Here is a 24,783-nt window from a genome sequence, read left to right as displayed (position 1 = left end):
CTACGGGGTTGCCGGGTGTTCCCGTCCGCTTCAATCGTCCAGCAGCGGCCGCAGGTCGCGCGGCAGGCGCGCTTCCGGGTACTGCTGCATGTAGCGCTCCAGGCTGGCACGGGCCAGATCGCGCTGGCCGTCGTCGCGTCGTGTGCGGATTTTCTGCAGCCACTGCCGGCGCGGCAGTCGTGCGTCGGCGTCCACTTCGGCCTGCACGGCATCCGCGCTCAGGCGCGCATCGCTGCCGCGGCGCATGATGCCCGGTGCGGAACGGCTGGGAGCCTCACGCTTCATCGAGGTGATCTCCACCCGATCCAGCGCCTGCGCCCGCTCGACCTCTGCTGCATTGGCGGCCGGTGCGCTGGCCGCGCGTGCTTTCAGTGCCCCGGACGCTGCCGGCGCGAGGGCCGGTGCCGGTGTGGGTGCCGAGTAGGCGGCCGGTGCCGGTGGCGCAGGTGGCGCAGGCGGCGCCGCTGCCGGTGCGGGCGGGAGGGCCGCAAAGGAGACATCGGCGGCCGCATCCGCAGCCATCGATCGTGCTGCCTGGGCCGACGCTTCATCGGGTTCGGCCGGAACGGGCTTGGACGTCCGCGCGATGGCCGGTGCCGGGGCGGCGGCAACGGGGGCCGCCTCGGGTGCTGCGGGCGCAATAGCAGGATCCGCTGCCACCACCGCGCTGTCGGCTGCGCGGTTGCCAGCGGCCTGATCGGCAGCCGCGCTGTCTTCTGCCGCAGCCGGTGCCGCAGCCACGGCCGCCTCACCGGCCGGAATCGGCGGCGGTTCCGGACGCAGCTGCCAGGCGATGCCGATGGCGAACACCATCGAGGCGGCGATGCCGAACACGGCCGGCCAACGCGGGCGTGTGCGCTGCGTGCGCGGCGCCTCCGGAGAGGCCACTGCATCGGCAGGCGGAGCATCCACGGCGGCGCGGGCCGCGGCCAGAATGGCGGTGTCCAGTGCGGCCGGCGGTGCCTGTTCGGCGCGACGGCCGAGCAGCCGGGACAGCTCGCGTTCTTCCGGCGTCAGTGGTTCGTCTCGGTTCATGCGTTCAATCCCGCACGCAGCTTGTCCATCGCATAGCGCAGCCGCGATTTCACGGTTTCCCGGCCTACGCCGGTGATCTGGCCGATCTCCTCCAGGCTCAGTTCCTGATCCAGCCGCAGCTGCAGCACTTCGCGCTGCTCCGGCGGCAGTTGTTCCATCGCCAGCTGGATGCGGCGACGTTGCTCGAATTCGGATAGCTCGCCCTCCGGGGTCTGCCCATCCTCGATCGCGGCCAGGCGCAGATCGGCGTCGGCCGGCGCGGCGGGGCGATGACGGGCGGCACGCCAATGGTCATTCAGGCGGTTGTGGGCGATGCGGAACAGCCAGGTGCTGAACGCGGCCTCGGGCTGCCAGCCGGCGCGGGCGCTGATCACCCGCTGCCAGACGTCCTGGAAGATCTCCTCGGCCAGCGCGTTGTCGCGCAGTTGCCGCAGCAGGAAGCCGAACAGGCGCTTGCGGTGGCGCGCATACAGGCTTTCGAAGGCGCGCAGGTCGCCACCGGCCCAGGCCAGCATCAAGGCTTCATCGGTTGGCAGTGCGCTGGCTTCCACGGCGTACAGGGTAAGGCCTGCGGGCGATGGCGCATAGCCGGTGGCGGGGGCGGGCAGGGCGAGGGTCATGGCTGGGATGGGGCTACGGACAGCAGGAAAAACGTACGGGTGCACGATTCGGGGTTTACGGGCTTCCATTGCCCCCCGGGTGGCGCGCTATGCTCGGCGGCTCAGGGGAGGCGACGCACAGACGGCGCCAAGAGATTGTCATTTGTCCACGCATGCTGAACCGGCGGAAGAGTCACCACACGAGGCCGTGCTGAGCACGGCGCTGGTGCGCGCGTTGCATGCGCTTTTGCCGGAAACGGCCGTGGTTCGCGTTGGCTGGGACGACCCGCAGCTCGGTCGTGGCCAGGGCGGCTGGCCGTCGCCAGCAGTTGCCGGCCAGGTGGCCGCGGAGCCGGGAATCGGCGAGGGTCAGCATGGCTGGGAATACGACGGTGCGCGGTTGCTGTTGTCGGTAGCCGGGGCGGCGCCTTCGCCTGCATGGTGGGGGGTTGCCCGGCAGGCGATGGAACTGGCGCTGCAGCGCGGCCGCCAAGCCGGCCAGATCAAGGCACTGGAAGAGGCCGAGCGGCTGCAGCAGGCCCTGTTCCAGATTGCCGATCTGGCCGGTGCCGATCTGGAAATGCCCGAGATGCTGCGCCACGTGCATGGCGTGCTCGGCACGCTGATGTATGCCGAGAACTGCTACATCGTGGAATACGACGATGTGCGCGACCAGATCCGGTTCCTGTACTTTGCCGATCAGGTCGATGACTTCGTCGCCGATCCCACGCAGAGCCATGACGCCAGCGAGATGTCGCGCAGCCTGACCGTGGCGCTGCTGCGCCATGGCAAGCCGCTCAGTGGCCCTTCGCGCAAACTGCTGGCGCAGGTGATGGAACAGGAGCATGACCCGCAGCGCGGTCCCGAAAGCCTGGACTGGCTGGGCGTGCCGATGCTGCGCGACGGCCGCGTCTGCGGGGCCATCGTGGTTCAGAGCTATGAACAGGCCGCCCGCTACGGCGAGGCCGAGCGCGCACTGCTGGGCTTCGTCGCCCAGCACGTGCAGACCGCGATGGATCGGCGCCAGGCGCAGGTCCGGTTGGAACAGCAGGTGGCGCGGCGCACCCAGGAACTGCAGCGGGCCAACCACAGCCTGCAGGACGAGGTAGCCGAGCGTCGTCGTGCCGAACAGCTGCAGACCGCCCTTTACAACATCGCCGAAATGGCGATGTCGGCCGACAGCCTGGCTCAGTTCTACGGGCAGGTGCACGGCGTGGTCGGGCGCCTGCTCGACGCGCGCAATTTCTACATCGCCCTGGTCAACCCGGCCGGCAACGGCCTGGATTTCGTGTATTCGGTGGACGAGCACAATGCCAGCCGCGCGCCACGGCCCTTCAGCCGGGGCCTGACCGAATACGTGGTGCGCAACCGGCGCCCGCTGCTGGCCTCGCGCGCGCAGATCGATGCGCTGCTGGCCAGTGGCGAGGTGCGTGAATCCGGTGCACGTTCGCACTGCTGGCTGGGCGTGCCGCTGCTGCGCGACGACGAAGTGGTCGGCGCGATCGTGGTGCAGAGCTACAGCGAAAACAGCACGTTCAGCGTTCACGACCAGCGCCTGCTGACCTTCGTCGCCCAGAACATCGGTACCGGCCTGGCCCGTCAACGCGACCAGCAGCGGCTGCGTTCGGCGCATGCCGAACTGGAAAAGCGCGTGGAAGAACGTACCCGCGAGCTGGCCGAGGTCAACGAAAAGCTGCTCGGGCAGATCGGCGAGCGGCTGCGGGCCGAGCAGCGGCTCACCCATCAGGCCATGCACGATGCGCTGACCGGCCTGCCCAATCGCCTGCACCTGCTGGATCGACTGCAGGATGCGCTGGTGCTGGCCAGGCGTGAGGGTGGCCCGGTGTTCGCCGTACTGTTCCTCGATCTGGATCGCTTCAAGCTGGTCAACGACAGCATCGGGCATGCCGCCGGCGATCGCATGCTGGAGGAAGTGGCCAAGCGCATCGTATCGATGGCCGGCGCCGACGACGTGGTGGCACGGCTGGGCGGTGATGAATTCGCGGTGCTGCTGCAATGCCCGCAAGGTCTGGCCCAGGCACTGGATTTCGGCCAGCGGCTGCTGCTGGCGTTGCAGGAATCGATGTGGATCGCCGGGCGCGAACTGTTTCCGTCCGGCAGCCTGGGCATTGCCCTGTGGAATCCGCGCTACCGCACCGGAGAAGAGCTGCTGCGCGATGCGGATGCGGCCATGTACCGGGCCAAGGCGCAGGGCCATGACCGCTGTGCGATTTTCGACGAGGACATGCGCGAAGAAGCCATGCGCAGCCTGGACCTGGAAGCCGACCTGCGCCGTGCGATCAACAACCGCGATTTCGTACCGTTCTACCAGCCGATCGTGCGCTTGTCCGACGGTGAAGTGGTCGGCCACGAGGCGCTGCTGCGCTGGCAGCATGAGCGCCGTGGCCTGCTGCTGCCCGGCGCGTTCCTGGAGCTGGGCGAGGAAAGCGGCCTGATCGAGCAGGTCGACTGGCTGATCTACGAACAGGTGATCATTGGCCTCGCCGAAGGCGGGCACAGCTATGTATCGGTCAACGTATCACCGCGGCATTTCCGCTCTGCAGAGTTCAGCGGCCGCCTGTTCGGCCTGCTGGACGCATACGGGGCCGATCCGCAGCGGCTGCGGCTGGAAATAACCGAGGTGGCGCTGCTGGATGATGCCCCGCACACCCTGCGCATCCTGCAGGGGCTGCGCGAGCGCGGCATCCAGGTGCAGCTGGACGATTTCGGTACGGGCTTCTCCGCGCTGTCCTACCTGCACCGTTTCCCGATCAGCACGTTGAAGATCGACCAGAGTTTCATCGCTGGCCTGCATGGGCCGGAAGTGCAGAGCACGCGCGCGCTGGTCGAGGGCGTGCTGTCGCTGGCGCGCACGCTGGGCATCGAAACCATCGGCGAAGGAATCGAGACCGAGGCGCAGCGGCAGACCCTGCGCGAACTGGGTTGCGACTACGGCCAGGGCTACCTGTTGGGGCGGCCCGCCCCGTGGTCGCACGCGGCGGCCTGAGCCCACCGCGTGCGGCTGCATCAACGCAGGGCAGCGCGACGCTTCTCGTCGATCCACTTCGAGGCCTGGGCCGGCTGGTAGTTCTGCATCCACTCCAGCATCGCTTCGATGTCCGAGCCGTACCACAGGTCCTGGCGCTGGTCCGGGTGCAGGAAGCGCTCTTCCACCATGCGATCGATCATGCCGATCAGCGGGGCGTAGAAACCTTCCACATCGAGGAAGGCGCACGGCTTGTTGCCGATGCCCAGCTGGCGCCAGGTCAGCATTTCAAAGATCTCTTCCATGGTGCCGAAGCCGCCGGGCAGGGCGACGAAGCCGTCAGCAAGATCGAACATGCGCGACTTGCGCTCATGCATCGAACCGACGATCTCCAGTTCGGTCAGGCCGCGGTGGGCCACTTCCCAGTCGGCCAGCTGGCGCGGGATCACGCCGGTCACCTCGCCGCCAGCGGCGAGCACGGCATTGGCCACGGTTCCCATCAGGCCGACGTTGCCGCCGCCATACACCAGGCGCAGGCCGTCGCGGGCAATGCGGTCGCCCAGGGCAATGGCGCGTTCGGTGTAGGCCGGCTTGCTGCCAGCGTTGGAACCACAGTACACACAGATCGATTTCATGGATCTTCCTGTCTCTTGGCCGGAAACGAAAACGCCCCGTCGCCAACCGCAGGGCGGTCGGGGACGGGGTGTCCTTGGATTATGAGCCCTTCTGTAGAGCCGAGCCATGCTCGGCTGCTCTTCGTTCAGATCGCGGCAAAGGCCGAGTCGAGCATGGCTCGACTCTACAAACGCCAAGCAGGCTTACGCGGCAGCGGCCTGTTCGCGGCGCGGGCCTTCACGCAGGGCACGGCCGACCATCCCCACCAGCAGGTCCAGCTCCTCGCTGTCCATGCCGAAGTGCGGGGTGAAGCGCAGCGAGTTCTCGCCACCGTGGATCACGTTGATGCCGTGCTGGCGCAGCCATTCTTCGGTGGAATTGGCGCCGTAGCACTTGAACTGCGGCGCCAGCTCGCAGGAGAACAGCAGGCCGGTACCCTGCACCTTGGTGATCAGGCCGCCCAGCTCGTTCTTCAGCTGCTCCAGCTTGCGTACGGCTTCGGCGCCACGTTCGGCGATGTTGGCGCGCACCTGTGGGGTCAGCTGGGCCAGCGTGGCGCAGGCCACGTCCAGCGCACGCGGGTTGCTGGTCATGGTGTTGCCGTAGATGCCCTTGCGGTACAGCTGCGCGGCATGCTCGGTCACCGCCAGCACCGACAGCGGGTACTGCGCGGCGTTCAGCGCCTTCGAATAGGTTTCCATGTCCGGCGGGTCCAAGCCTTCGAAGCCCGGGTAATCGACCACCGAGAGCACGCCATGCGCGCGCAGGCCGGCCTGGATCGAGTCGAGCAGCAGCAGGCTGCCATGCGCACGGGTCAGTTCGCGGGCCACGGCATAGAACGACGGCGGCACCGAGCGGCCCGGGTCGCCTTCGCCCATCACCGGCTCCAGGAACACCGCCTCGATGAACCACTGGTTGCGTGCGGCGTCCTCGAACACCTTGCGCAGGCCGGCCTCATCGTACGGCGCCACGGTGATCACCGAATCCTCGCCACGGTAGCTGGCCAGGTGCTGCATGTAGCTCTTGCGGCTGGAATCGGAATACAGGGCAGGGCGGTCGGTACGGCCATGGAAGCTGCCCTTGACCACCACGCGCTTGATCGCAGCGCCAGCGTGGCGCGCACCCGGGTCGGTCTGCAGCTTGGCGTTGACGTCGGCGATGCGCGCGGCCAGGCCGACCGCTTCGGAGCCGGAATTCAGGCACATGAAACGGGCGAATGGGCAGCCGCCACGGCGATGGCCGATCTCGGCGCGCAGGGCGGTGATGAAGCGCTGCTGCGACAGGCTGGGGGTCATGATGTTGGCCATCACCTGCGGGCGGGCCATTGCCTCCAACACGGCGTCCGGGGTGTGCCCGAAGCCGAGCATGCCGTAGCCGCCAGCGTCGTACAGCACGGCGCCCTTCAGGGTGACCACCCACGGGCCGCGCGCAGCCAGTGCCACGTACGGGGTCACCGCGTCATCGGCGTAGAAGTTGACGAAACCATCCTGCATCGCGTCGATCTGCGCCTGTTCGTCCTGCGCCAGCAGCGGCCCCAGGTCGGCCTGCACGCGCGCGAATTCCTCGGCGGCGGCGTCCACCGCGGCGATCAGCTGCGGGTGGTTGGCGGACAGGGCGGTCAGCGTGGCGTCGTCCAGGCCGGAGGTGAGGCGGGTGCCGGGCTGGGCGCGCAGGGGGGCGAGGCGTTCGATGAAGCTCATTGCAGATCTCCTGAAACGATGGGTCGCACGGGCCTTCAAATGCAAAACGCGCGTCATCACGCGCGCTTGGGGGCAGGCTCGTGCAGCGGACTTCCAACTCGATGCTAGCACTTGTTTTTTTGCGCGATAACCCCGCAGAAACCTGCTGCATAGCAGCATTTTGCGCGACGTTCGCCGCGAAGCGCGCCGGCTCGCAGACGCTGGACGTACAATGCGCGCCATTGTCGACCTGTTGCCGCCCACTGCCTTGAAGAAGTCCGATTTCCACTACGACCTGCCGGCTGAACTGATCGCGCAGGCTCCCTTGGCCGAACGTTCCGCCAGCCGCCTGATGCTGGTGCCGGCCGCACCTGCGCCCTTCACCGATCTGCAGGTGCGCGACCTGCCGTCCCTGCTGCAGCCGGGCGACCTGCTGGTGTTCAACGACACCCGCGTGATCCCGGCGCGCCTGTTCGGGCAGAAGGCCAGCGGCGGCCGCGTGGAGATCCTGATCGAGCGCCTGCTCGGTGGCCAGCAGGCCCGTGCCCAGGTCGGCGCCAGCAAGTCGCCGAAGGCCGGCAGCCGCATTGCGCTGGATGCCGGTGGGGAGGCCGAGGTGCTGGGTCGCGACGGCGAGTTCTACGTGCTGCAGTTCCACGTGCCTGAGTCGCTGGAGCAGTGGCTGCTGCACGCCGGCCGCCTGCCGCTGCCGCCGTACATCCAGCGTGAGCCGGGCGTGGACGATCGCGAGCGCTACCAGACCGTGTTCGCGCGCGAAGTGGGCGCGGTGGCGGCACCGACCGCCGGCCTGCATTTCGACGAACCGCTGCTGGCCGCGCTGAAGGAGAAGGGCGTGGACTTCGGCCACGTCACCCTGCACGTGGGGGCGGGCACCTTCCAGCCGGTGCGCGCCGATGACCTGAAGGACCACGTGATGCACCGCGAGTGGCTGAACGTCGGCGCCGAACTGGTGCAGCAGGTGCGGCGCACGCGCGCCGCCGGCGGCCGGGTGATCGGCGTCGGCACCACCGTGGTGCGCGCGCTGGAAAGTGCGATGCGCGATGGCGAGCTGCTGCCGTTTGCCGGTGAAACGCAGATCTTCATCACCCCGGGCTACCGCATCCGCAGCGTCGACGCGATGGTGACCAACTTCCACCTGCCGGAAAGCACCCTGCTGATGATGATTTCCGCGTTTGCCGGCAAGGAGCGGGTGTTCGAGGCCTACCGGCACGCGATCGAGCAGCGCTACCGCTTCTTCAGCTACGGCGACGCGATGCTGCTGTTCCCGCAGGCGGGGGTAGGGCGCTGACCTCTGCCTGCTTGTGGTGGGTGCGCACCGTTGGTGCGCACTTGCAGGTGCCTGGAGACCAGGAAAGCCACGCATGGCGTGGCTCTACTGCCCAGGTAGATCCACACCATGCGTGATGAATCCGGTAGCCCTGGCCATCCCGGGCAAACCGCTCCGCCGGGCATGGCCCGGCGCTACCGGAGCAGGGAGGGCGGTTTTGGGAGACAATGGGCAACTATTTGCCCGAATGACCGCTCCATGTCCCGATTGCAGTTCCAGCTCCAGACCCGCGACGGCCGTGCCCGCCGTGGCCGCCTGACCTTCCCGCGTGGCACGGTGGAAACGCCGGCCTTCATGCCGGTGGGGACCTATGGCTCGGTCAAGGGCATCCTGCCGGACCAGGTGCGGGCGCTGGGCGCCGAGATCATCCTCGGCAACACCTTCCACCTGTACCTGCGCCCGGGCCTGGACATCATCGCCGACCACGGCGGCCTGCATGGCTTCTGCCGCTGGGATGGCCCGATCCTGACCGATTCGGGTGGCTTCCAGGTGTTCTCGCTGGCCCACCGCCGCAAGATCACCGAGCAGGGCGTGACCTTCGCCTCGCCCACCGATGGTGCCCGCGTGTTCCTGGGCCCGGAAGAGAGCATGAAGATCCAGAAGGTGCTCGATTCGGACGTGGTGATGATCTTCGACGAGTGCACCCCTTATCCGGCCACCGAGGATGTGGCGCGCCGCTCGATGGAGCTGAGCCTGCGCTGGGCCCAGCGCAGCCGCAACGCGCATGACGAGCTCGGCAACGACGCGGCCCTGTTCGGCATCGTCCAAGGGGGCGTGCACACCGATCTGCGCAGCCGTTCGGCCGAGGCCCTGCAGGCGATCGGCTTCGACGGCTATGCCATCGGCGGCCTGGCCGTGGGCGAGCCGGAGCACGAGCGCAACGCCATGCTCGACCACCTGGACCCGGAGCTGCCAAGCGACCGTCCGCGCTATCTGATGGGTGTGGGCCGGCCGGAGGACCTGGTCGAGGGTGTCGCACGTGGCGTGGACATGTTCGACTGCGTGATGCCGACCCGCAATGCGCGCAACGGCCATTATTTCACCTCGTTCGGCACCGTCCGCATCCGTAATTCCCAGTACGCGCGCGACATGGACCCGATCGAGCCGGGCTGCGGCTGCGTGGCCTGCACCGGTGGCTATACCCGTTCCTACCTGCGCCACCTGGACCGCTGCAACGAGATGCTGGCGCCGATGCTGGGCACCCTGCACAACCTGTTCTATTACGAAAAGCTCATGGCCGACATCCGTGCGGCCATCGAGGCGGGAACCTTCCTGGCCTTCCGTGAGTCTTTCTACGCGGCACGCGGGGCGGTGGCCCCGCCCCTCTAACCCGGACGCCCCCTGCCAAACGGTCCAAGGACGAACGCCCGGGGCCGTGGCATACTTCAAGGCTGACCCAGATCCGCGGTCGACACCCCCGGCCCTCAAGGGACGGGAGCGCCGCCCAACCAAAGGACCAACGATGAACCTGCTTGCTTTCCTGATTCCCGCCGCCCACGCCCAGGCCGCCGGCGGCCAACCGCAGGGCATGGGCCTGACCACGCTGCTGTTCCCGATCATCCTGATCGCCATCATGTACTTCCTGATGATCCGCCCGCAGATGAAGCGGCAGAAGGAGCACAAGGCCATGCTGGAGAAGATCAAGCGTGGCGATGAAGTGCTGACCAACGGCGGCATCGCCGGCATCGTCACCGACATCGGCGACAACTTCATCACCATTGAAGTGGCTGACAACGTGCGCATCCGCGTGCAGAAGGGCGCTGTCGGCAACGTGCTGCCGGCCGGTACCCTGAAGTCGGCCCAGTAAGCCACTCCCTTTCCGATGCACAACCGCGGCGCCGGGGATGGCGCCGCGCGGGACCCAAGCAATGCTCGAATTTCCACGCTGGAAGTACGTCGTCATCCTGATCGTACTGGCGCTCAGTGCGCTGTATGCGCTGCCCAACATCTACCAGAAGGACCCGGCCGTCCAGATCACCGCCAACCGTGGCGGGCAGATCGATGATGCGCTGCGCGACCGTGTGCTGGCCGACCTGAAGAAGGCCGGTATCACTCCCGTCGGCGCCGAGAAGGAAGGGGAAAGCCTGATCGTCCGCCTGCCGGACCTGAAGGCGCAGTCCGCCGCCAGCGACGCCCTGCGTGACACCGTCGGCGAGAACTACACCGTGGCCCTGAACCTGGCCTCGACCGTGCCGGACTGGTTGGCCAAACTCGGTGGCCGCCCGATGGTGCTCGGCCTGGACCTGCAGGGCGGCGTGCACTTCGTGCTGCAGGTTGACCAGAAGGCTGCCCTCGACAAGCGCCTGGATGCCTATACCGAAGACGTGCGCAGCACGCTGCGCGACGCCCGCATTCCGTACCAGTCGGTGGAACGCCGTGCCGACAACAGCATCGTGGCCAACCTGAGCCCGTCCGCCGGCGACGACGCCGCGCAGCGTGCGCGCGCCGCCCTCGTGAAGGCGCAGCCGACGCTGGGCTATGACGTCAGTGGCAACCGCATCACGGTCACCGTGCCGGAGACCGAGATCACCCAGATCGCCAATGGCGCCATCGAGCAGAACATCAACACCCTGCGCAACCGTGTGAACCAGTTGGGCGTGGCCGAACCGATCATCCAGCGGCAGGGTGCGGACCGCGTGGTCGTGCAGCTGCCGGGTGTGCAGGACACCGCCGAAGCCAAGCGCATGATCGGCGCCACCGCCACCCTGGAGTACCGCGCGGTGGTCGAGGGCAATGCGCAGGACGCCATCAATTCCGGCCGCATCCCGCCGGAGGCGAAGGTGTACCAGCGTCGTGACGGCCTGGGCCCGGTGCTGCTGAACAAGCGCGTGATCGTCACCGGTGACCAGATGGTCGGCGCGCAGGCGGTGACCGATCCGAACAGTGGCTCTCCGGCCGTCAGCGTGACGCTGAACAATGTCGGCGGCCAGCGCATGTTCGACTTCACCAGCGCCAACGTGAACAAGCCGATGGCGGTGGTCTACACCGAGCGCGTGCCGACCGTGACCGTCGTCGACGGCCAGGAAGTGCGTGGCTTCAAGGTCAACGAGGAAGTGATCTCGGTGGCCAACATCAATGGTGTGTTCGGCAAGAACTTCCAGACCACCGGCCTGCAGAAGAAGGAAGCCGAGGACCTGGCCAAGCTGCTGAAGTCGGGTTCGCTGGCTGCGCCGATGGACTTCGTCGAAGAGCGCGTGGTCGGCCCGAGCCTGGGCGCCGAGAACGTCAAGAACGGCATGCGCGCGGTCGTGTTCGCATTCCTGTTCACCCTGGTGTTCTTCAGCATCTACTACCGCATGTTCGGTGTGATCACCTCGGCGGCGATGCTGTTCAACCTGCTGATCGTGGTGGCGGTGATGTCGCTGTTCGGCGCGACCATGACCCTGCCGGGCTTCGCCGGCCTGGCGTTGTCGGTCGGCCTGTCGGTGGACGCCAACGTGCTGATCAACGAGCGTATCCGAGAAGAGCTGCGTGCCGGCGTGCCGGGCAAGACCGCGATCGTGACCGGTTACGAGCGTGCTTCGGGCACCATCCTCGACGCCAACCTGACCGGCCTGATCGTCGGTGTGGCGCTGTTTGCATTCGGTACCGGTCCGCTGAAGGGCTTCGCGCTGACCATGATCATCGGTATTTTCGCCTCCATGTTCACCGCGATCACCGTGTCGCGTGCGCTGGCGACGCTGATCTACGGCCGCCGCAAGAAGCTCCAGAACGTGGCCATCTGACGGGACGACACGCACATGAAACTGTTTCCGCTGCACATCCTCCCGAACGACACCAAGATCGACTTCATGCGCTGGCGCCATGTCGCCATGGCAGTCACCATCGTGGTGTTCCTGGCCTCGGTCGCCATCATCGGCATCAAGGGCTTCAACTACGCACTGGACTTCACCGGCGGCACCCTGATCGAAGCCCGCTTCGACAAGGCGGTGGACGTCGAGCAGGTCCGCACCAAGCTCGAGCAGAACGGCTTCGAAGGCGCGCAGGTGCAGAGCGTCGGTGGCAACACCGATCTGCTCATCCGCCTGGCGCCGCACGGCGAGCATGCGCCGGGCACCGGTGATGCCGCTGCCGAGGACAAGGCCACTGCCGCTGCCGTGGTGAAGGCACTGTCCACGGCTGACAACCAGGCCACCGTGCTGCGCAACGAGTTCGTCGGCCCGCAGATCGGCAAGGACCTGGCGATGAATGGCCTGTACGCCACCATCTTCATGCTGGCCGGCTTCCTGATCTACATCGCGGTGCGCTTCGAATGGAAGTTCGCGGTCACCGCCAGCATCGTGGCGATGTTCGACCTGATCGTGACGGTGGCTTACGTGTCCCTGCTGGGCCGTGAGTTCGACCTGACCGTGCTGGCCGGCCTGCTCTCGGTGATGGGCTTTGCGATCAACGACATCATCGTGGTCTTCGACCGCGTCCGCGAGAACTTCCGCAGCCTGCGCGTGGACTCGATGGAAGTGCTGAACCGCTCGATCAACCAGACGCTGTCGCGTACGGTGATCACCGCGGTGATGTTCTTCCTGTCCGCGCTGGCCCTGTACCTGTACGGTGGCAGCTCGATGGAAGGCCTGGCCGAGACGCACATGATCGGTGCAGTGATCGTGGTGCTGTCCTCGATCCTGGTGGCGGTGCCGATGCTGACGATCGGTTTCCTGCGCGTCAGCAAGCAGGACCTGCTGCCGAAGGCGAAGGACGTCGAGGCCCTGGCCCGTCGTCCGTAAGCGTCCCGCTGCACGCAACACGCAGAGAACCCCGCGCAAGCGGGGTTTTTTGTTGGCAGGGCTTGCAGCCCTGCACCTGCAGAGGCAACAGCAACAGCAACAGCAACAGCGGGCATTCCGTGGATTGGTGGGGCGGTGTCGGAGTGCGGGGGCGCCGCAAGTACGTCCCTGTAGGCTTGGCAGCCGCTTGCTCGTGCGCGCAGTCCTGCGCGCACGGCAAGACCGGGGTTGGGCGTCCTGCCCAACCCGCCCGAGGCATGCCTCGGGCCCATGCGGCTGACACCCCGCACTCCGACACCGCCCCGCCTCTGACAGATCCCCACGGCTGTGGGTAGGTGTCGACCTTGGTCGACACATTTGTCAGATATCGAAACAATTCTGGGGTCAGATCCGTTTTCCTTCGAAAAACGGATCTGACCCCAAGAGCTGTTCCGACAGATCGCGGAAGACTGTCAAAGGCGGGGTGGGTCCGGTTGCGGGGGTGTCCGCGGCATGGATGCGCGGCCAAGCCCCCATGGACGGGTTAACGGCGTCCCCCGCAACCGGACCCACCCCGGCATCCCTCAGTAGCCCGGCTTTTGACGTTGCTGTTGAGGTTGCCGGCCAGCGGCCGGCACTACCGCAGGTGCAGGGTGCAACCCTGCAAAGAAACCCCACCCTACGCCAGCGTCGGTTGTGCATTCGGCCCCCGCACACTACGATCCTGCGGTTCGCGCGCACAGGCGCGCGCCCGTATTCCTGCTGAGCGCCCCGTGCGCCGCATCTGCCAACCCGAGGTATCCATGGTCATCAAACCGCGTGTCCGCGGCTTCATCTGCGTCACTACCCACCCGACTGGCTGCGAAGCCGCGGTCAAGCAGCAGATCGACTACATCCGCGCGCGCCCGCCGATCCAGAACGGCCCCAAGCGCGTGCTGGTGATCGGCGCCTCCACCGGCTACGGCCTGGCCGCACGCATCACCGCCGCGTTCGGCAGTGGCGCGGCAACGCTGGGCATCTTCTTCGAACGCCCGGGCAGTGAATCCAAGCCGGGTACCGCCGGCTGGTACAACTCGGCCGCGTTCCACAAGTACGCCGACGAAGCCGGCCTGTATGCCAAGAGCATCAACGGCGATGCCTTCTCCGATGAGGTGAAGGCGAAAACCATCGAGATGATCAAGGCCGATCTCGGCCAGGTCGACCAGGTCGTGTACAGCCTGGCGGCGCCGCGCCGCAAGCACCCCAAGACCGGCGAGATCATCAGCTCCACGCTGAAGCCGATCGGCGAGCCGATCACCCTGCGTGGTCTGGATACCGACAAGGAAGTGATCACCGAGACCACTCTGCAGCCTGCCACGCAGGAAGAGATCGCCGGCACCGTTGCGGTGATGGGTGGCGAAGACTGGCAGATGTGGATCGACGCGCTGGCCGATGCCGGCGTGCTGGCCAACGGCTGCACCACCACGGCCTTCACCTACGTGGGCGAAGAGATCACCCAGGCGATTTACTGGAACGGCTCGATCGGCGCCGCCAAGAAGGACCTGGACACCAAGGTGCTGGGCCTGCGCGAGAAGCTGGCGAAAATCGGCGGCGACGCGCGCGTGTCGGTGCTGAAGGCCGTGGTGACCCAGGCCAGCTCGGCCATTCCGACCATGCCGCTGTACCTGTCGCTGCTGTTCAAGGTGATGAAGGAAAAGGGTACTCACGAAGGCTGCATCGAGCAGCTCGACGTGCTGTACGACATCCTTTACGGCGGCAGGGCCGATGGCACGGCGGTCGACCGCCTGCGCCACGATCTGGTCGATGGCGATGGCCACACCGTTGCGCTGGTCGACGAGGAAGGCCGCCTGCGTGCCGACTACAAGGAAATGGCGGCGGACGTGCAGGGCAAGGTGGTCGCGCTGTGGCCGCAGGTGACCAACGAGAACCTGTACGAAATCAGCGACCTGGCCGGTTACAAGGCCGACTTCCTGCGCCTGTTCGGTTTTGGCGTGGAGGGTGTCGACTACGAGGCCGACGTCAATCCGGACGTGAAGATCGACAACCTGGTCGACATGACCTGATCAACGAAAAGGCCGGCGAAAGCCGGCCTTCTCTTTGTGTAGAGCCGAGCCATGCTCGGCTGCTCTTCGCTTGAGTCCCGCAGCCGAGCATGGCTCGGCTCTACAGAGAGGCATCACCCAAACTCGAACCCCATCTCCGGCAACGCCGGGCCGACGAAATCGCCCTGCACGTAATCCACGCCGGCACTGAACAGCAGGGTCATCGAATTGGCGTCGCTGACGAACTCGGCGATGGTGCGTATACCGGCCTCCTGCGCGCGTGCGGTGATCTGGCTGATGCGATCGATGTTCTCGCGGGTGGCCGCCAGATCGCTGGTGAAACCGCGGTCCAGCTTGAGGAACTGCGGCTGGAAGTGGGCGAGCAGCTGGAACGAATCCAGTCCGGAACCGAACTGTTCCAGGCCGATGCGGCAGCCCAGGGGCGCCACTTCAGCAAGGAACTGCTGCGCACTGCGCAGGTGGGTGAACACCTTGGCTTCCGGCGCATGCAGCCACAGCCGTTCGCCGGGTAAACCCTGCGCCTGCAGCTCGCGGCGCAGGGTGGCGATCATCTGCGGGTCATCGAACGATTCCGGCGTGACCTTCACCAGCACCTGGGTGGCATGACCCGCACGCGCGCGTTCACCCAGCACCGCGATCGCCTGCGAGACCACCCAGCGGTTGATGTCGGCCAGCAGCCCGTGCTCTTCGGCGATGCCCAGGAACGCGGTCGGGCTCAGCAGTTCGCCATTGTGTTCCAGGCGCAGGTAGGCCTCGTAAAGCTCCAGTGGCTCGCCCTGCAGGTTCAGCACCGGCTGGTAGTGCAGCTGGAAGCCGTCGCCAGCCAGCGCCTCGCGGATGCGGGCGACCCAGCGCAGCACGCGCTCTTCCTCGACCCGGTCGGCGGCGGCCGGGTCGAAGATGCGGCAGGTGTTGCCCAGTTCGGCGGCGGCCTGCGTGCATTCGCTCGCGCGTGCCAGCACCTGGCCGATGCTGGCGATCTTCTCGCCCACCTGCACGCCACCGATGCTGACCGTTACCGTGGCCGAACGCGCGCCGATGCTGAAGACGTGTGCGGCGTAGGCTTCGCGGATGCGCTCGGCCAGCGCCACGGTCTGCGCGTAGGGCCCGGCCTGCAACACGGCGAAATTGTGTTCGCCGAAGCGGGCCAGTTGCGCGTCCGCGCCAACTACTTCGGCCAGCAGGCCGGCGAGGGCGCCGATCAGCGTATCGGCCGAGGCCAGGCCGATGTCCGGCAGCAGGCGCGCATAGTGGTCCGGCTCGATCAGCAGCAGTCCGAACTGGCCCTCGCTGCGCCCGGCCTGGGCCACTGCGCTTTCCAACTGCAGCATGAAGGTCGGTCGGTTGAGCAGGCCGGTCACCTGGTCACGCTGGCGCAGGTCCTCGACCTCGCGTGCCAACTCGGGATCGAACTCCATGCGGCGGCGGAGCACCACCTGCAGGCAGGATTCGCCCTCGTAGGTGGCGGCGGTGAATTCCATCGTCGCCGGGAACGCACTGCCATCCTGGTGGCGCGCGTCGAGCTGGTACTGCGGCGGCGGCGCTTCGCCGCGGCTGAGGCCCTTCAGCAGCTGCTTGAAGCCTTCCACGTGCTGCGCGGCAACCATGTCCAGCAGCGAGATGCCTTCGATATCGTCGAAATGCTCGTAACCGAACATCTCCAGGTAAGCGTCGTTGGCACGGATGTGCATGCCTTCATGCACGTAGGCGATGGGATCGCGCGAGGAGGCAATCAGCGCATCGCAGCGGCGCTCGGTCTCACGCATCTGCGCCTCGATGCGGCGCAGGCCACGCCGTGCCTGCAGGTCCACCCACTGGTCACGGACCACGGCCAGCAGGTGCTCGGAACGCTGGCGCAGGGCGAGGGCACGGATGCCATGGCTGCTGGCCTGTACCAGTTCGTCTTCGTCGATGCGCTCGGCCAGCAGTACCAGCGGGATGTCCTTGCCGCTGGCGGCAATATGCTGGGCCACCAGCGGCAGCGGAATGCCCTGCGAAGGCGAGGCCAGCACCAGGTCGATGGCCTGGCTGGCCAGCACCTGGGCCAGCTCGGCAGCATCCTGCGGGCGCCACGGACGCACCGCGATGCCGCTGTTGCGCAGGGTGCTGACGATGGCTTCGGCATTCTCGCCGCTGTCATCGACGATCAGCAGGCGGATGGTGATGTCGTTCGCGTTCTGCATGCACTGCTCCCCAATCTGCAAATCTAGATACACGATGCGCGCCGAACCGTCCATGCGCGCACCCCTTGCGCGCAACGAACGGCGATGTGGTTCACACCACGCCACCGGCCGCGTGGCCGCTGGCCCAGGCCCACTGGAAGTTGTAGCCGCCCAGCCAGCCGGTCACATCCAGCACCTCGCCGACGAAATGCAGGCCGGGTACGCGCTTGGATTCCATTGTCGAGGACGACACCTCGGCGGTATCCACGCCGCCCAGGGTGACTTCGGCGGTGCGATAGCCCTCGGTGCCGCTGGCCACCAGCGGGAACGCGCCCAGCAGCTGCGCGGCCTGGCGCAGCACCGGCTCGTCCAGCTGACGCACCGGGCGGTCCGGCAGCCAGTGCTCGCACAGGCGCTGCGCCAGCCGCTTGGGCATCACGTCGCCCAGCACGGTGCGCAGCTCGGCGGCGGGCCGCTCGCGCTTCATCTGGCGCAGCCACTCGCCCGCATCCTGGCCGGGCAACAAGTCCAGCTCCAGCGCATCGCCGGGCTGCCAGAACGACGAAATCTGCAGGATGGCCGGGCCGCTCACGCCGCGGTGGGTCAGCAGCATGAAGTTCTGGAAACTCTTTCCGTTGCAGCGCGCCTCGACCGGCAGTGCGACGCCGCTGAGGTCGGCCAGCCGCTCCTGGTGCTTGCCGCTCAGCGTCAGCGGGACCAGCCCGGCGCGGGTCGGCAGCACCTGGTGGCCGAACTGGCGGGCAATTTCGTAGCCGAAGCCGGTGGCGCCCATGCTCGGAATCGACAGGCCGCCGGTGGCAACCACCAGCGAGGCGCAATGGAACAGGCCCTGCGTGGTGTGCACGCGGAAACCATCGCTGCCGTGCTCGATGCGCTGCACGCTGCATTCGGTGCGGATCTGGGCACCGGCCGCCTGGCATTCGTCCACCAGCATCTTCACGATCTGCTTGGACGAGATGTCGCAGAACAGCTGGCCCAGTTCCTTTTCGTGATAGGCGATGCCGTGCTTGCTGACCAGCTCGATGAAGTGCCAGGGCGTGTAGCGCGCCAGCGCGGACTTGCAGAAGTGCGGGTTGGCCGACAGGAAGTTGGCCGGGGTGGTGCCGGTGTTGGTGAAATTGCAGCGGCCGCCGCCGGACATCAGGATCTTCTTGCCGACCTTGTTGGCATGGTCGATCACCTGCACCTGGCGACCGCGCTGGCCAGCCGTGATCGCGGTCATCAGCCCGGCCGCGCCGGCGCCGATGACCACCACGTCGCAGCGGATCGTGCTCATGCCTTGGCGCGCTTGCGCCAGTCCGGGATCACGTCAAGCTGCATCTGATCGTTGAGCAGCTGCACTTCACCGTCCTGGATCAGCACGCTCCAGCGCATCGCGCGCTGGATCTGCTGGCCCCACAGTTCTACGAAGGCACCGTCGAGGTCGACCACCGACAGGTTGTCGAAGCGCGCCAGACCCTTGCCCTGCTTGCCCCACCAGATCTCCGAGGCGTTGCCGCCGTAATTGATCACCTGCACTTGGCGGCTGCGGTTGCTGGCCTTGCGGATGCGCGATTCGTCCGGATGGCCCAGGTCGATCCACTGCAGGATGTCGCCGGTGTAGTCGTGTTCCCACAGGTCCGGCTCATCGTCGGTGCTCAGGCCGCGGCCGAACTCCAGGCGATCGCTGGCATTGAGAGCGAAGGCGAGCAGGCGCACCATCAATCGTTCGTCGGTCTCGGACGGGTGCTGGGCCAGGGTCAGGTTGTGGGTCGCGTAGTAGCCGCGATCCATGTCGCTGATCTGCAGTTCGGCCTTGCGGATGGTGGCGGTAAGAGCCATGGGGGATCCGTGGACTAAAGACGTCAATGATAGAGGTTTGCTCGAAGGGTGTCCGTTGCCGGGCTGTCTGCGCAGCGTCAACGGTGGCACTCTTGGCGCTCTTTCCCGTGGCCGGAATGGACGCCATGACCCTGCCCAGCCACCTGCAGCTGCCCCCCGGCCACTGGCCCAGCCTGCTCGATGGCCTGTGCGCGCGTTTCCCGCGCATCGGTCGCGCGCAATGGCAGGACCGCTTCGCCCGAGGCCGTGTGCAGGATGCGCAGGGCAGGGCACTGGCGCCGGACATGCCCTGGCAGGTGGGGCTGGAAATCCAGTACTTCCGCGAGGTTGCCGACGAGCCGGTGATTCCCTTCGCCGAGACCCTCCTGCATCTGGATGAGCACCTGCTGGTGGCCGACAAGCCGCACTTCCTGCCGGTAACGCCGGCCGGTGGGTATGTGCGCGAAACCCTGCTGTCGCGCCTGGTCGCCCGCACCGGCAACACGGATCTGGTACCACTGCACCGCCTGGACCGGCTCACGGCGGGGCTGGTGTTGTTTTCGACCCAGCCGGCGACACGCGATGCCTATCAGCGCTTGTTCCGCGAGCGCCGCATTGAAAAGACCTACGAGGCGCTGGCACCGGCGCTGCCTGGGCTGGCGTTCCCGCTGCTGCGGCACAGCCGGCTGGCGCCAGACGAGCCGTTCTTCCGCATGGCTGAAGTGCCGGGCGAGCCCAATGCGCGCAGCCGGGTCGAACTGGTCGAAGCCGAGGGGGCGATCTGGCGCTACCGGCTGCTGCCGGAAACCGGCCGCAAGCACCAGCTGCGGGTGCACATGGCGATGCTGGGTGCGCCCATCGTGGGCGACGACCTGTATCCGCAGCTCAGAGTGCGCCCGGAGGGGGCGGACGAGCCGCCCCTGCAGCTGCTGGCGCAGGGCTTGGCCTTCAATGATCCGTTGAGCGGGGAGCGACGGCGCTTCCGCAGCCAGCACCGCTTGGTGCTGCCGGGTCAGGGCGACTAGGCCCGTTCAGCGGGCCGGGCGCCGCGCCAGCCAGCGGTCCAGCTCGGCGGCGAACAGCTGCCGGTCGCGCTGGCCCAGTGGTGGCGGGCCGCCGGTCTGGACCCCGGCGCCGCGCAGTTCTTCCATGAAATTGCGCATCGACAGCCGCTCGGCCATGTTGTTCGGGGTGTACAGCTGACCGCGCGGGTTCAGCGCCACGGCCTTCTTCTCCAGCACCAGCGCGGCCAGCGGAATGTCCTGGGTGACGACCAGGTCTCCAGCGGCGACCCGTTCGACGATGGCGCTGTCGGCCACGTCCAGGCCTTGGGGGACCTGGATCGAGCGCAACCAGCGCGACGGCGGGGTGCGGATCCACTGGTTGGCAACCAGGGTCAGTTCGATCCCGACCCGTTCAGCGGCCCGGAACAGGATGTCGCGAATGACGGCGGGGCAGGCGTCCGCGTCCACCCAGATACGGGGGAGGGCCAGTTCAGCTTGGGTTTCAGCTTCAGTCATTTACCCAGTGTAGGGTAGGAAAATCCTGAATGGGGGCTCAGGGTTAGCCTCGACCGGCTGCCAACCCTTGCCACGTCTAGCGGGCGGGGCCAGCCCATGAACGCCCCGGCTATCGCTTTTTGCAGAAAACACGCGTATCGTTGGCCCCACTGTGTTTGCTAGGGTCACCGTGAATCGTGGCCTGGTGCAGTTGATCTCACGATCCGCTCATCGATCCGCTTTACCAACGCCTGCAACTCAGTCTCGGCCCCGATACCCGGTGGCTGCGATTTTTTCAACATGTGTTTCAGGAGTTAGTCAAATGTCTGATCGTCAGACCGGCACCGTCAAGTGGTTCAACGACGCCAAGGGCTTCGGCTTCATCACCCCGGAAAGCGGCCCGGACCTGTTCGTGCACTTCCGTGCCATCCAGGGCACCGGCTTCAAGACCCTGCAGGAAGGCCAGAAGGTTACCTTCATCGCCGTCCAGGGTCAGAAGGGTATGCAGGCTGACCAGGTGCAGGCGGTCTAATCCGTCTGCTGCCGTTTGGTAGCCAGAACGCCGGAAGCGAGAGCTTCCGGCGTTTTTTATTGCCCGTTGTTTTTTTGTAGAGTCGAGCCACGCTCGACTGCTCTCAAAGCCACTCGAGCATGGCTCGACTCTACAAAGGGCATGCACTGCGCGCGGTACGATGTGGGCCTCCCCAAGGATCATCCCCATGCGCATTGTCCATCACCTGGAAAACTCCCGTTCCCTGCGCGTGCTGTGGATGCTGGAGGAGCTGGGGCTGGACTACGAACTGCGCCGTTATCCCCGTGATCCGAAGACGCTGCTGGCACCGCCCGAGCTGCGCAGGGTGCATCCGCTCGGCAAGTCCCCCGTGCTGCAGGACGGTGAGCTGGTACTGGCCGAGTCCGGCGCGATCCTCGACTACCTCGCGGATCGCTATGACACCCAACGCCAGCTGTCGCCGTCCCCGACACCGGCCGATGGCGCCGAGCGCATCGCCTACCGTTACTGGCTGCACTACGCCGAAGGCTCAGCGATGCCGCCGCTGCTGTTGACCCTGGTGATGGGCCGCATCCGCAACGCGCCGATGCCGTTCTTCGCCCGCCCGATCGCGCGCAGCATCGCCGACAAGGCCGAACGCGGCTTCATTGGTCCGCAGCGGCGCCTGCACCTGGACTGGATGGAGCGCCGCCTGGCCGAAAGCCCCTGGTTCGCGGGTGAGCGGTTCAGCGCAGCCGACATCCAGATGAGCTTTCCGATCCAGGCTGCGGCCGCGCGCGGCGGTGGCCTCGACGACAAGCCGGCGCTGCGCGGCTTCCTCAAGCGCATTGGCGAGCGCCCGGCCTACCAGCGCGCCGAGGCCCACGGTGGACATCTGCAGGCGCTGAGCGGCAATTGAGGCCGTCGGCCGTCGCCCCCATCTTCTACACCATGGATAACGACAGCCCCCGTTTCGACAATCGCCTGCTGAATGCCCTGCCGGGTGACCCAGAGTCCGGCCCGCGCAGGCGTGAAGTGCTGGGCGCCGCCTGGTCGCCGGTGATGCCGACGCCCGTGGCGGCGCCCACGCTGTTGGCCTGGTCGCCGGAGGTGGCGGCGATGCTCGGCTTCGATGCCGATGAAGTGGAGAGCGATGGCTTCGCCGATGTGTTCGGTGGCAATGCGCTGTACCCCGGCATGCAGCCGTGGGCGGCCAATTATGGCGGGCATCAGTTCGGCCACTGGGCGGGGCAGCTGGGTGATGGCCGCGCGATCTCGCTGGGCGAACTGGTCGCGCCGGATGGCGGTCATTGGGAGCTGCAGCTGAAGGGTGCCGGCCCCACCCCGTATTCGCGGGGCGCCGATGGCCGCGCGGTGCTGCGCTCGTCCATCCGCGAATTCCTGTGCAGCGAGGCGATGCATCACCTGGGCGTGCCGACCACGCGCGCGTTGTCGCTGGTCGGCACCGGCGAAGACGTGGTGCGTGACATGTTCTACGACGGTCATCCCCGCGCCGAACCCGGCGCCATCGTGTGCCGTGTATCGCCGTCGTTCCTGCGCTTCGGCTCATTCGAACTGCCGGCCTCGCGTGGTGAAACTGGCTTGTTGCGGCAGCTGGTCCACGCGTGCATCGCCCGCGACTTTCCGGAGCTCGAAGGGCAGGGCGAGGCGCTGTACGGTGACTGGTTCGCGCAGATCGCGGTGCGCACTGCCGAGATGATCGCGCACTGGATGCGCGTCGGCTTCGTGCATGGCGTGATGAACACCGACAACCTGTCCGTGCTAGGCCTGACGCTGGATTACGGTCCCTATGGATGGGTCGAGGACTTCGATCCGGACTGGACGCCGAATACCACCGATGCCCAAGGCCGGCGCTATCGTTTCGGCACCCAACCGCAGGTGGCGTACTGGAACCTGAGCCGACTGACGCAGGCGTTGTCGCCATTGTTTGCCGATGTCGAACCGTTGCAAGCGGGACTGGCGGCGTACCAGTCCACGTTCGTTGCCTGCACCCGTCGCGATGCAGCGGCCAAGCTCGGCCTGGCAGCGGCGGATGATGAGGACCTGCAGCTCTACCTGCGCTGGCAGCAGCTGATGCAGGACGGCAGCATGGACATGACGCTGGCCTGGCGCGCGCTGATGCGCGTTGATCCAACGTCGCCCGATGTGGGCGTGCTTGACGCGGTGTACTACGACGAGGCGCGCCAGCAGTCGGTGCAGGCACCGCTGCAGCAGTGGTTGCAGGACTACGCGGCGCGACTGCGCGTGGATCCGCTGTCGGCCAGCGAGCGCACGGCGAAAATGGCCGCGGCCAATCCGCTGTACGTGCTGCGCAACTGGCTGGCCCAGGAGGCCATCGATCGCGCCGAGCAGGGCGACCTGGGCGGTGTTCACGCATTGCAGGACGTACTGCGTGACCCGTATACCGAACGCGCCGGGCTGGAGCACTTTGCCGGCAAGCGCCCGGCGTGGGCCGACAACCGCGCCGGCTGCTCGATGCTGTCCTGCAGTTCCTGAGGGTGGGTTTCGGCGGGGCTGCGCCCTGCACCTGCAGAGGCCACCGCGCAAGCAACGGCCAAAGCCAAAGCGGCTCTGGATTGCTGATGGTCTGGCGGGGCGGTGTGGGGCTGCAGGACACGCCGTAAACCCGTCCATGGGGGCTCGATGGCGCCATTCATGGCGCCAACGGTCCTGCAGCCCCACACCGCCCCACCTCCGACAGATTCCCGCTGCTGTGGGTAGGTGTCGACCTTGGTCGACACGGTCGATCCACGCCATGCGTGGATGCTTTTCGTTCAATTCTCGAAATATTCGATTTCGATGAAAGTTCATCCACGCATGGCGTGGATCTACGACAGATCGCAGGAATCTGTCGAAGGCGGGGTGGGTCCGGTTGCGGGGGCGTGAGCCGCATGGGCCCGAGGCATGCCTCGGGCGGGTTGGGCAGGACGCCCAACCCCGGTCTTGCCGTGTGCGCAGGAAAGCGCACACGAGCAAGCGGCTGCCAAGCCTAGACGGACGTACTTGCAGCGCCCCCCGCAACCGGACCCACCCCGCCATCCCTCGGAATGCGGCTTTTGTTTTCGCTTTTGCTTGCGCGGTGGCCTCTGCAGGTGCCGGGCGCAGCCCGGCCGAACACCCCAACAGGCAGCCGGCGCCCGGAACAGGTACCCTATGCCGCCATCAGATAGCCAACGTGACATGACCGACGCCCTCGTCGCTCCGCAGTGGGCCTCCCGCCTGCGCGACATCGCCGACTTCCCCAAGCCCGGCATCCTCTTCAAGGACATCATGCCGCTGCTCGCCCATGGCGAGGACTTCCGCGGTGCCATCACCGCGATGGCCGACCGTTGGCGCGACCAGAAGCTGGACGCGGTGATCGGTATCGAATCGCGTGGTTTCATCCTCGGTGCCGCCATGGCGCTGGAACTGGGCGTGGGCTTCGTGCCGGTGCGCAAGCCGGGCAAGCTGCCGGGCCAGGTGCTGCGCGAGGAATACACGCTCGAATACCGCAGCGACTGCATCGAAGTGCACGCCGATGCGCTGCCGGCCGGTGCCCGCGTAGCAATCATCGATGACGTGCTGGCCACCGGCGGTACGCTGGTCGCTGCCTTGTCGCTGGTGCGCCGCCTGGGTGTCGAGGTGGTGGGTGCCGGCGTGTTGGTCGAACTGGACGGACTCGGCGGCCGCGCACGCTGGGAAGCGGACCTGCCACTGCACACCGAACTGGTGTTCTGAGCGTGTCGCCGGGCGTGGCCCGGCGCTACACACGGCATGCCGGTAGCG

20 protein-coding genes are annotated in these 24,783 nt (G+C 66.8%); 12 read left to right on the top strand and 8 right to left on the bottom strand.

From position 1 onward, the window contains the following. Window positions 1-30: 30 nt before the first annotated feature. Together AC5P9W_RS15085 and AC5P9W_RS15080 are read right to left on the bottom strand one after the other, a co-directional pair. Window positions 31-1,035 carry a hypothetical protein gene (locus tag AC5P9W_RS15085; protein WP_021202637.1) on the bottom strand — a complete coding sequence of 335 codons (1,005 nt, stop codon included), beginning with the start codon at window positions 1,033-1,035 and terminating at the stop codon, window positions 31-33. Beyond that, entirely contained in the window at window positions 1,032-1,550 is a 519-nt protein-coding gene (locus tag AC5P9W_RS15080) for an RNA polymerase sigma factor (protein ID WP_229301621.1), read from the bottom strand. The genes AC5P9W_RS15085 and AC5P9W_RS15080 overlap by 4 nt, the downstream gene beginning before the upstream one ends. A gap of 247 nt (window positions 1,551-1,797) precedes the next feature. Between AC5P9W_RS15080 and AC5P9W_RS15075 the strand changes: the two genes are divergently transcribed. Further along, the gene (locus tag AC5P9W_RS15075; protein WP_111104020.1) at window positions 1,798-4,641 is read left to right on the top strand and encodes a bifunctional diguanylate cyclase/phosphodiesterase; all 2,844 of its coding nucleotides are present in this window, start codon (window positions 1,798-1,800) and stop codon (window positions 4,639-4,641) included. Window positions 4,642-4,661: 20 nt separating this feature from the next. Here AC5P9W_RS15075 and AC5P9W_RS15070 read toward each other — a convergent pair whose 3' ends face one another. Both AC5P9W_RS15070 and AC5P9W_RS15065 read right to left on the bottom strand, forming a co-directional pair. Further along, window positions 4,662-5,255: an LOG family protein gene (locus tag AC5P9W_RS15070; protein WP_019661256.1), complete on the bottom strand. Its 594-nt coding sequence runs from the start codon at window positions 5,253-5,255 to the stop codon at window positions 4,662-4,664. Window positions 5,256-5,438: 183 nt separating this feature from the next. After that, window positions 5,439-6,935 carry an aminotransferase class III-fold pyridoxal phosphate-dependent enzyme gene (locus AC5P9W_RS15065; protein ID WP_019661257.1) on the bottom strand — a complete coding sequence of 499 codons (1,497 nt, stop codon included), beginning with the start codon at window positions 6,933-6,935 and terminating at the stop codon, window positions 5,439-5,441. A 211-nt stretch (window positions 6,936-7,146) separates the two neighbouring features. Here AC5P9W_RS15065 and queA point away from each other — a divergent pair, with 211 nt between their 5' ends. The 6 genes from queA (at window position 7,147) to fabV (ending at window position 15,025) form a co-directional block, all read left to right on the top strand. Next, window positions 7,147-8,223, top strand: a complete 1,077-nt coding sequence (gene queA, locus AC5P9W_RS15060) for a tRNA preQ1(34) S-adenosylmethionine ribosyltransferase-isomerase QueA (RefSeq protein WP_134730510.1) — start codon at window positions 7,147-7,149, stop codon at window positions 8,221-8,223. A gap of 237 nt (window positions 8,224-8,460) precedes the next feature. After that, the gene (gene tgt, locus AC5P9W_RS15055; RefSeq protein ID WP_005409256.1) at window positions 8,461-9,591 is read left to right on the top strand and encodes a tRNA guanosine(34) transglycosylase Tgt; all 1,131 of its coding nucleotides are present in this window, start codon (window positions 8,461-8,463) and stop codon (window positions 9,589-9,591) included. 133 nt (window positions 9,592-9,724) lie between these two features. Beyond that, the gene (gene yajC / locus AC5P9W_RS15050) at window positions 9,725-10,069 is read left to right on the top strand and encodes a preprotein translocase subunit YajC (RefSeq protein ID WP_006434333.1); all 345 of its coding nucleotides are present in this window, start codon (window positions 9,725-9,727) and stop codon (window positions 10,067-10,069) included. Between the two features lie 61 nt (window positions 10,070-10,130). Next, a complete protein-coding gene (secD, locus tag AC5P9W_RS15045) occupies window positions 10,131-11,987 on the top strand; it encodes a protein translocase subunit SecD (RefSeq protein ID WP_019661260.1) in 1,857 nt (618 codons plus the stop codon). A gap of 15 nt (window positions 11,988-12,002) precedes the next feature. Next, entirely contained in the window at window positions 12,003-12,983 is a 981-nt protein-coding gene (secF, locus tag AC5P9W_RS15040; protein ID WP_021202635.1) for a protein translocase subunit SecF, read from the top strand. 782 nt (window positions 12,984-13,765) lie between these two features. Continuing rightward, window positions 13,766-15,025, top strand: a complete 1,260-nt coding sequence (fabV, locus tag AC5P9W_RS15035; protein ID WP_021204715.1) for an enoyl-ACP reductase FabV — start codon at window positions 13,766-13,768, stop codon at window positions 15,023-15,025. 113 nt (window positions 15,026-15,138) lie between these two features. Here fabV and AC5P9W_RS15030 read toward each other — a convergent pair whose 3' ends face one another. The 3 genes from AC5P9W_RS15030 to AC5P9W_RS15020 all read right to left on the bottom strand — a co-directional run bounded on the left by AC5P9W_RS15030 (window position 15,139) and on the right by AC5P9W_RS15020 (window position 19,029). Beyond that, a complete protein-coding gene (locus tag AC5P9W_RS15030) occupies window positions 15,139-17,208 on the bottom strand; it encodes an EAL domain-containing response regulator (RefSeq protein WP_111104613.1) in 2,070 nt (689 codons plus the stop codon). Window positions 17,209-17,299: 91 nt separating this feature from the next. After that, window positions 17,300-18,484, bottom strand: a complete 1,185-nt coding sequence (locus AC5P9W_RS15025) for a BaiN/RdsA family NAD(P)/FAD-dependent oxidoreductase (RefSeq protein ID WP_019661264.1) — start codon at window positions 18,482-18,484, stop codon at window positions 17,300-17,302. Continuing rightward, window positions 18,481-19,029 (bottom strand): YaeQ family protein, encoded by a 549-nt coding sequence (locus AC5P9W_RS15020; RefSeq protein WP_111099176.1) that lies wholly within the window; start codon window positions 19,027-19,029, stop codon window positions 18,481-18,483. The genes AC5P9W_RS15025 and AC5P9W_RS15020 overlap by 4 nt, the downstream gene beginning before the upstream one ends. 125 nt (window positions 19,030-19,154) lie before the next feature. Between AC5P9W_RS15020 and AC5P9W_RS15015 the strand changes: the two genes are divergently transcribed. Next, window positions 19,155-20,033 (top strand): pseudouridine synthase, encoded by an 879-nt coding sequence (locus AC5P9W_RS15015; protein ID WP_021204711.1) that lies wholly within the window; start codon window positions 19,155-19,157, stop codon window positions 20,031-20,033. A 6-nt stretch (window positions 20,034-20,039) separates the two neighbouring features. Here the strand turns inward: AC5P9W_RS15015 and AC5P9W_RS15010 are convergent, their stop codons facing one another. Beyond that, complete coding sequence (locus tag AC5P9W_RS15010; protein ID WP_021204710.1) at window positions 20,040-20,528, bottom strand: YaiI/YqxD family protein; 489 nt, start codon at window positions 20,526-20,528, stop codon at window positions 20,040-20,042. Window positions 20,529-20,829: 301 nt separating this feature from the next. Between AC5P9W_RS15010 and AC5P9W_RS15005 the strand changes: the two genes are divergently transcribed. The 4 genes from AC5P9W_RS15005 to AC5P9W_RS14990 all read left to right on the top strand — a co-directional run bounded on the left by AC5P9W_RS15005 (window position 20,830) and on the right by AC5P9W_RS14990 (window position 24,735). Beyond that, complete coding sequence (locus AC5P9W_RS15005; protein ID WP_004153307.1) at window positions 20,830-21,039, top strand: cold-shock protein; 210 nt, start codon at window positions 20,830-20,832, stop codon at window positions 21,037-21,039. Between the two features lie 187 nt (window positions 21,040-21,226). Then, a complete protein-coding gene (locus tag AC5P9W_RS15000; protein ID WP_021204709.1) occupies window positions 21,227-21,916 on the top strand; it encodes a glutathione S-transferase family protein in 690 nt (229 codons plus the stop codon). 32 nt (window positions 21,917-21,948) lie between these two features. Continuing rightward, window positions 21,949-23,514 carry a protein adenylyltransferase SelO gene (locus AC5P9W_RS14995; RefSeq protein ID WP_111099178.1) on the top strand — a complete coding sequence of 522 codons (1,566 nt, stop codon included), beginning with the start codon at window positions 21,949-21,951 and terminating at the stop codon, window positions 23,512-23,514. A gap of 684 nt (window positions 23,515-24,198) precedes the next feature. Continuing rightward, window positions 24,199-24,735: an adenine phosphoribosyltransferase gene (locus AC5P9W_RS14990; protein ID WP_019338396.1), complete on the top strand. Its 537-nt coding sequence runs from the start codon at window positions 24,199-24,201 to the stop codon at window positions 24,733-24,735. Window positions 24,736-24,783 lie beyond the last annotated feature (48 nt).

Source organism: Stenotrophomonas sp. YJH_SMC_33 (assembly GCF_059372295.1).
This window is presented reverse-complemented; position numbering and strand designations above follow the sequence as displayed.

Excerpts from the sequence above, each read along its gene's own strand:
- AC5P9W_RS15085 (WP_021202637.1), bottom strand. The coding sequence starts at position 1,035 with ATGAACCGAGACGAACCACTGACGCCGGAAGAACGCGAGCTGTCCCGG.
- AC5P9W_RS15080 (WP_229301621.1), bottom strand. The coding sequence starts at position 1,550 with ATGCTGGCCTGGGCCGGTGGCGACCTGCGCGCCTTCGAAAGCCTGTAT.
- AC5P9W_RS15070 (WP_019661256.1), bottom strand. The coding sequence starts at position 5,255 with ATGAAATCGATCTGTGTGTACTGTGGTTCCAACGCTGGCAGCAAGCCG.
- AC5P9W_RS15065 (WP_019661257.1), bottom strand. The coding sequence starts at position 6,935 with ATGAGCTTCATCGAACGCCTCGCCCCCCTGCGCGCCCAGCCCGGCACC.
- queA (WP_134730510.1), top strand. The coding sequence starts at position 7,147 with ATGCGCGCCATTGTCGACCTGTTGCCGCCCACTGCCTTGAAGAAGTCC.
- tgt (WP_005409256.1), top strand. The coding sequence starts at position 8,461 with ATGTCCCGATTGCAGTTCCAGCTCCAGACCCGCGACGGCCGTGCCCGC.
- yajC (WP_006434333.1), top strand. The coding sequence starts at position 9,725 with ATGAACCTGCTTGCTTTCCTGATTCCCGCCGCCCACGCCCAGGCCGCC.
- secD (WP_019661260.1), top strand. The coding sequence starts at position 10,131 with ATGCTCGAATTTCCACGCTGGAAGTACGTCGTCATCCTGATCGTACTG.
- secF (WP_021202635.1), top strand. The coding sequence starts at position 12,003 with ATGAAACTGTTTCCGCTGCACATCCTCCCGAACGACACCAAGATCGAC.
- fabV (WP_021204715.1), top strand. The coding sequence starts at position 13,766 with ATGGTCATCAAACCGCGTGTCCGCGGCTTCATCTGCGTCACTACCCAC.
- AC5P9W_RS15030 (WP_111104613.1), bottom strand. The coding sequence starts at position 17,208 with ATGCAGAACGCGAACGACATCACCATCCGCCTGCTGATCGTCGATGAC.
- AC5P9W_RS15025 (WP_019661264.1), bottom strand. The coding sequence starts at position 18,484 with ATGAGCACGATCCGCTGCGACGTGGTGGTCATCGGCGCCGGCGCGGCC.
- AC5P9W_RS15020 (WP_111099176.1), bottom strand. The coding sequence starts at position 19,029 with ATGGCTCTTACCGCCACCATCCGCAAGGCCGAACTGCAGATCAGCGAC.
- AC5P9W_RS15015 (WP_021204711.1), top strand. The coding sequence starts at position 19,155 with ATGACCCTGCCCAGCCACCTGCAGCTGCCCCCCGGCCACTGGCCCAGC.
- AC5P9W_RS15010 (WP_021204710.1), bottom strand. The coding sequence starts at position 20,528 with ATGACTGAAGCTGAAACCCAAGCTGAACTGGCCCTCCCCCGTATCTGG.
- AC5P9W_RS15005 (WP_004153307.1), top strand. The coding sequence starts at position 20,830 with ATGTCTGATCGTCAGACCGGCACCGTCAAGTGGTTCAACGACGCCAAG.
- AC5P9W_RS15000 (WP_021204709.1), top strand. The coding sequence starts at position 21,227 with ATGCGCATTGTCCATCACCTGGAAAACTCCCGTTCCCTGCGCGTGCTG.
- AC5P9W_RS14995 (WP_111099178.1), top strand. The coding sequence starts at position 21,949 with ATGGATAACGACAGCCCCCGTTTCGACAATCGCCTGCTGAATGCCCTG.
- AC5P9W_RS14990 (WP_019338396.1), top strand. The coding sequence starts at position 24,199 with ATGACCGACGCCCTCGTCGCTCCGCAGTGGGCCTCCCGCCTGCGCGAC.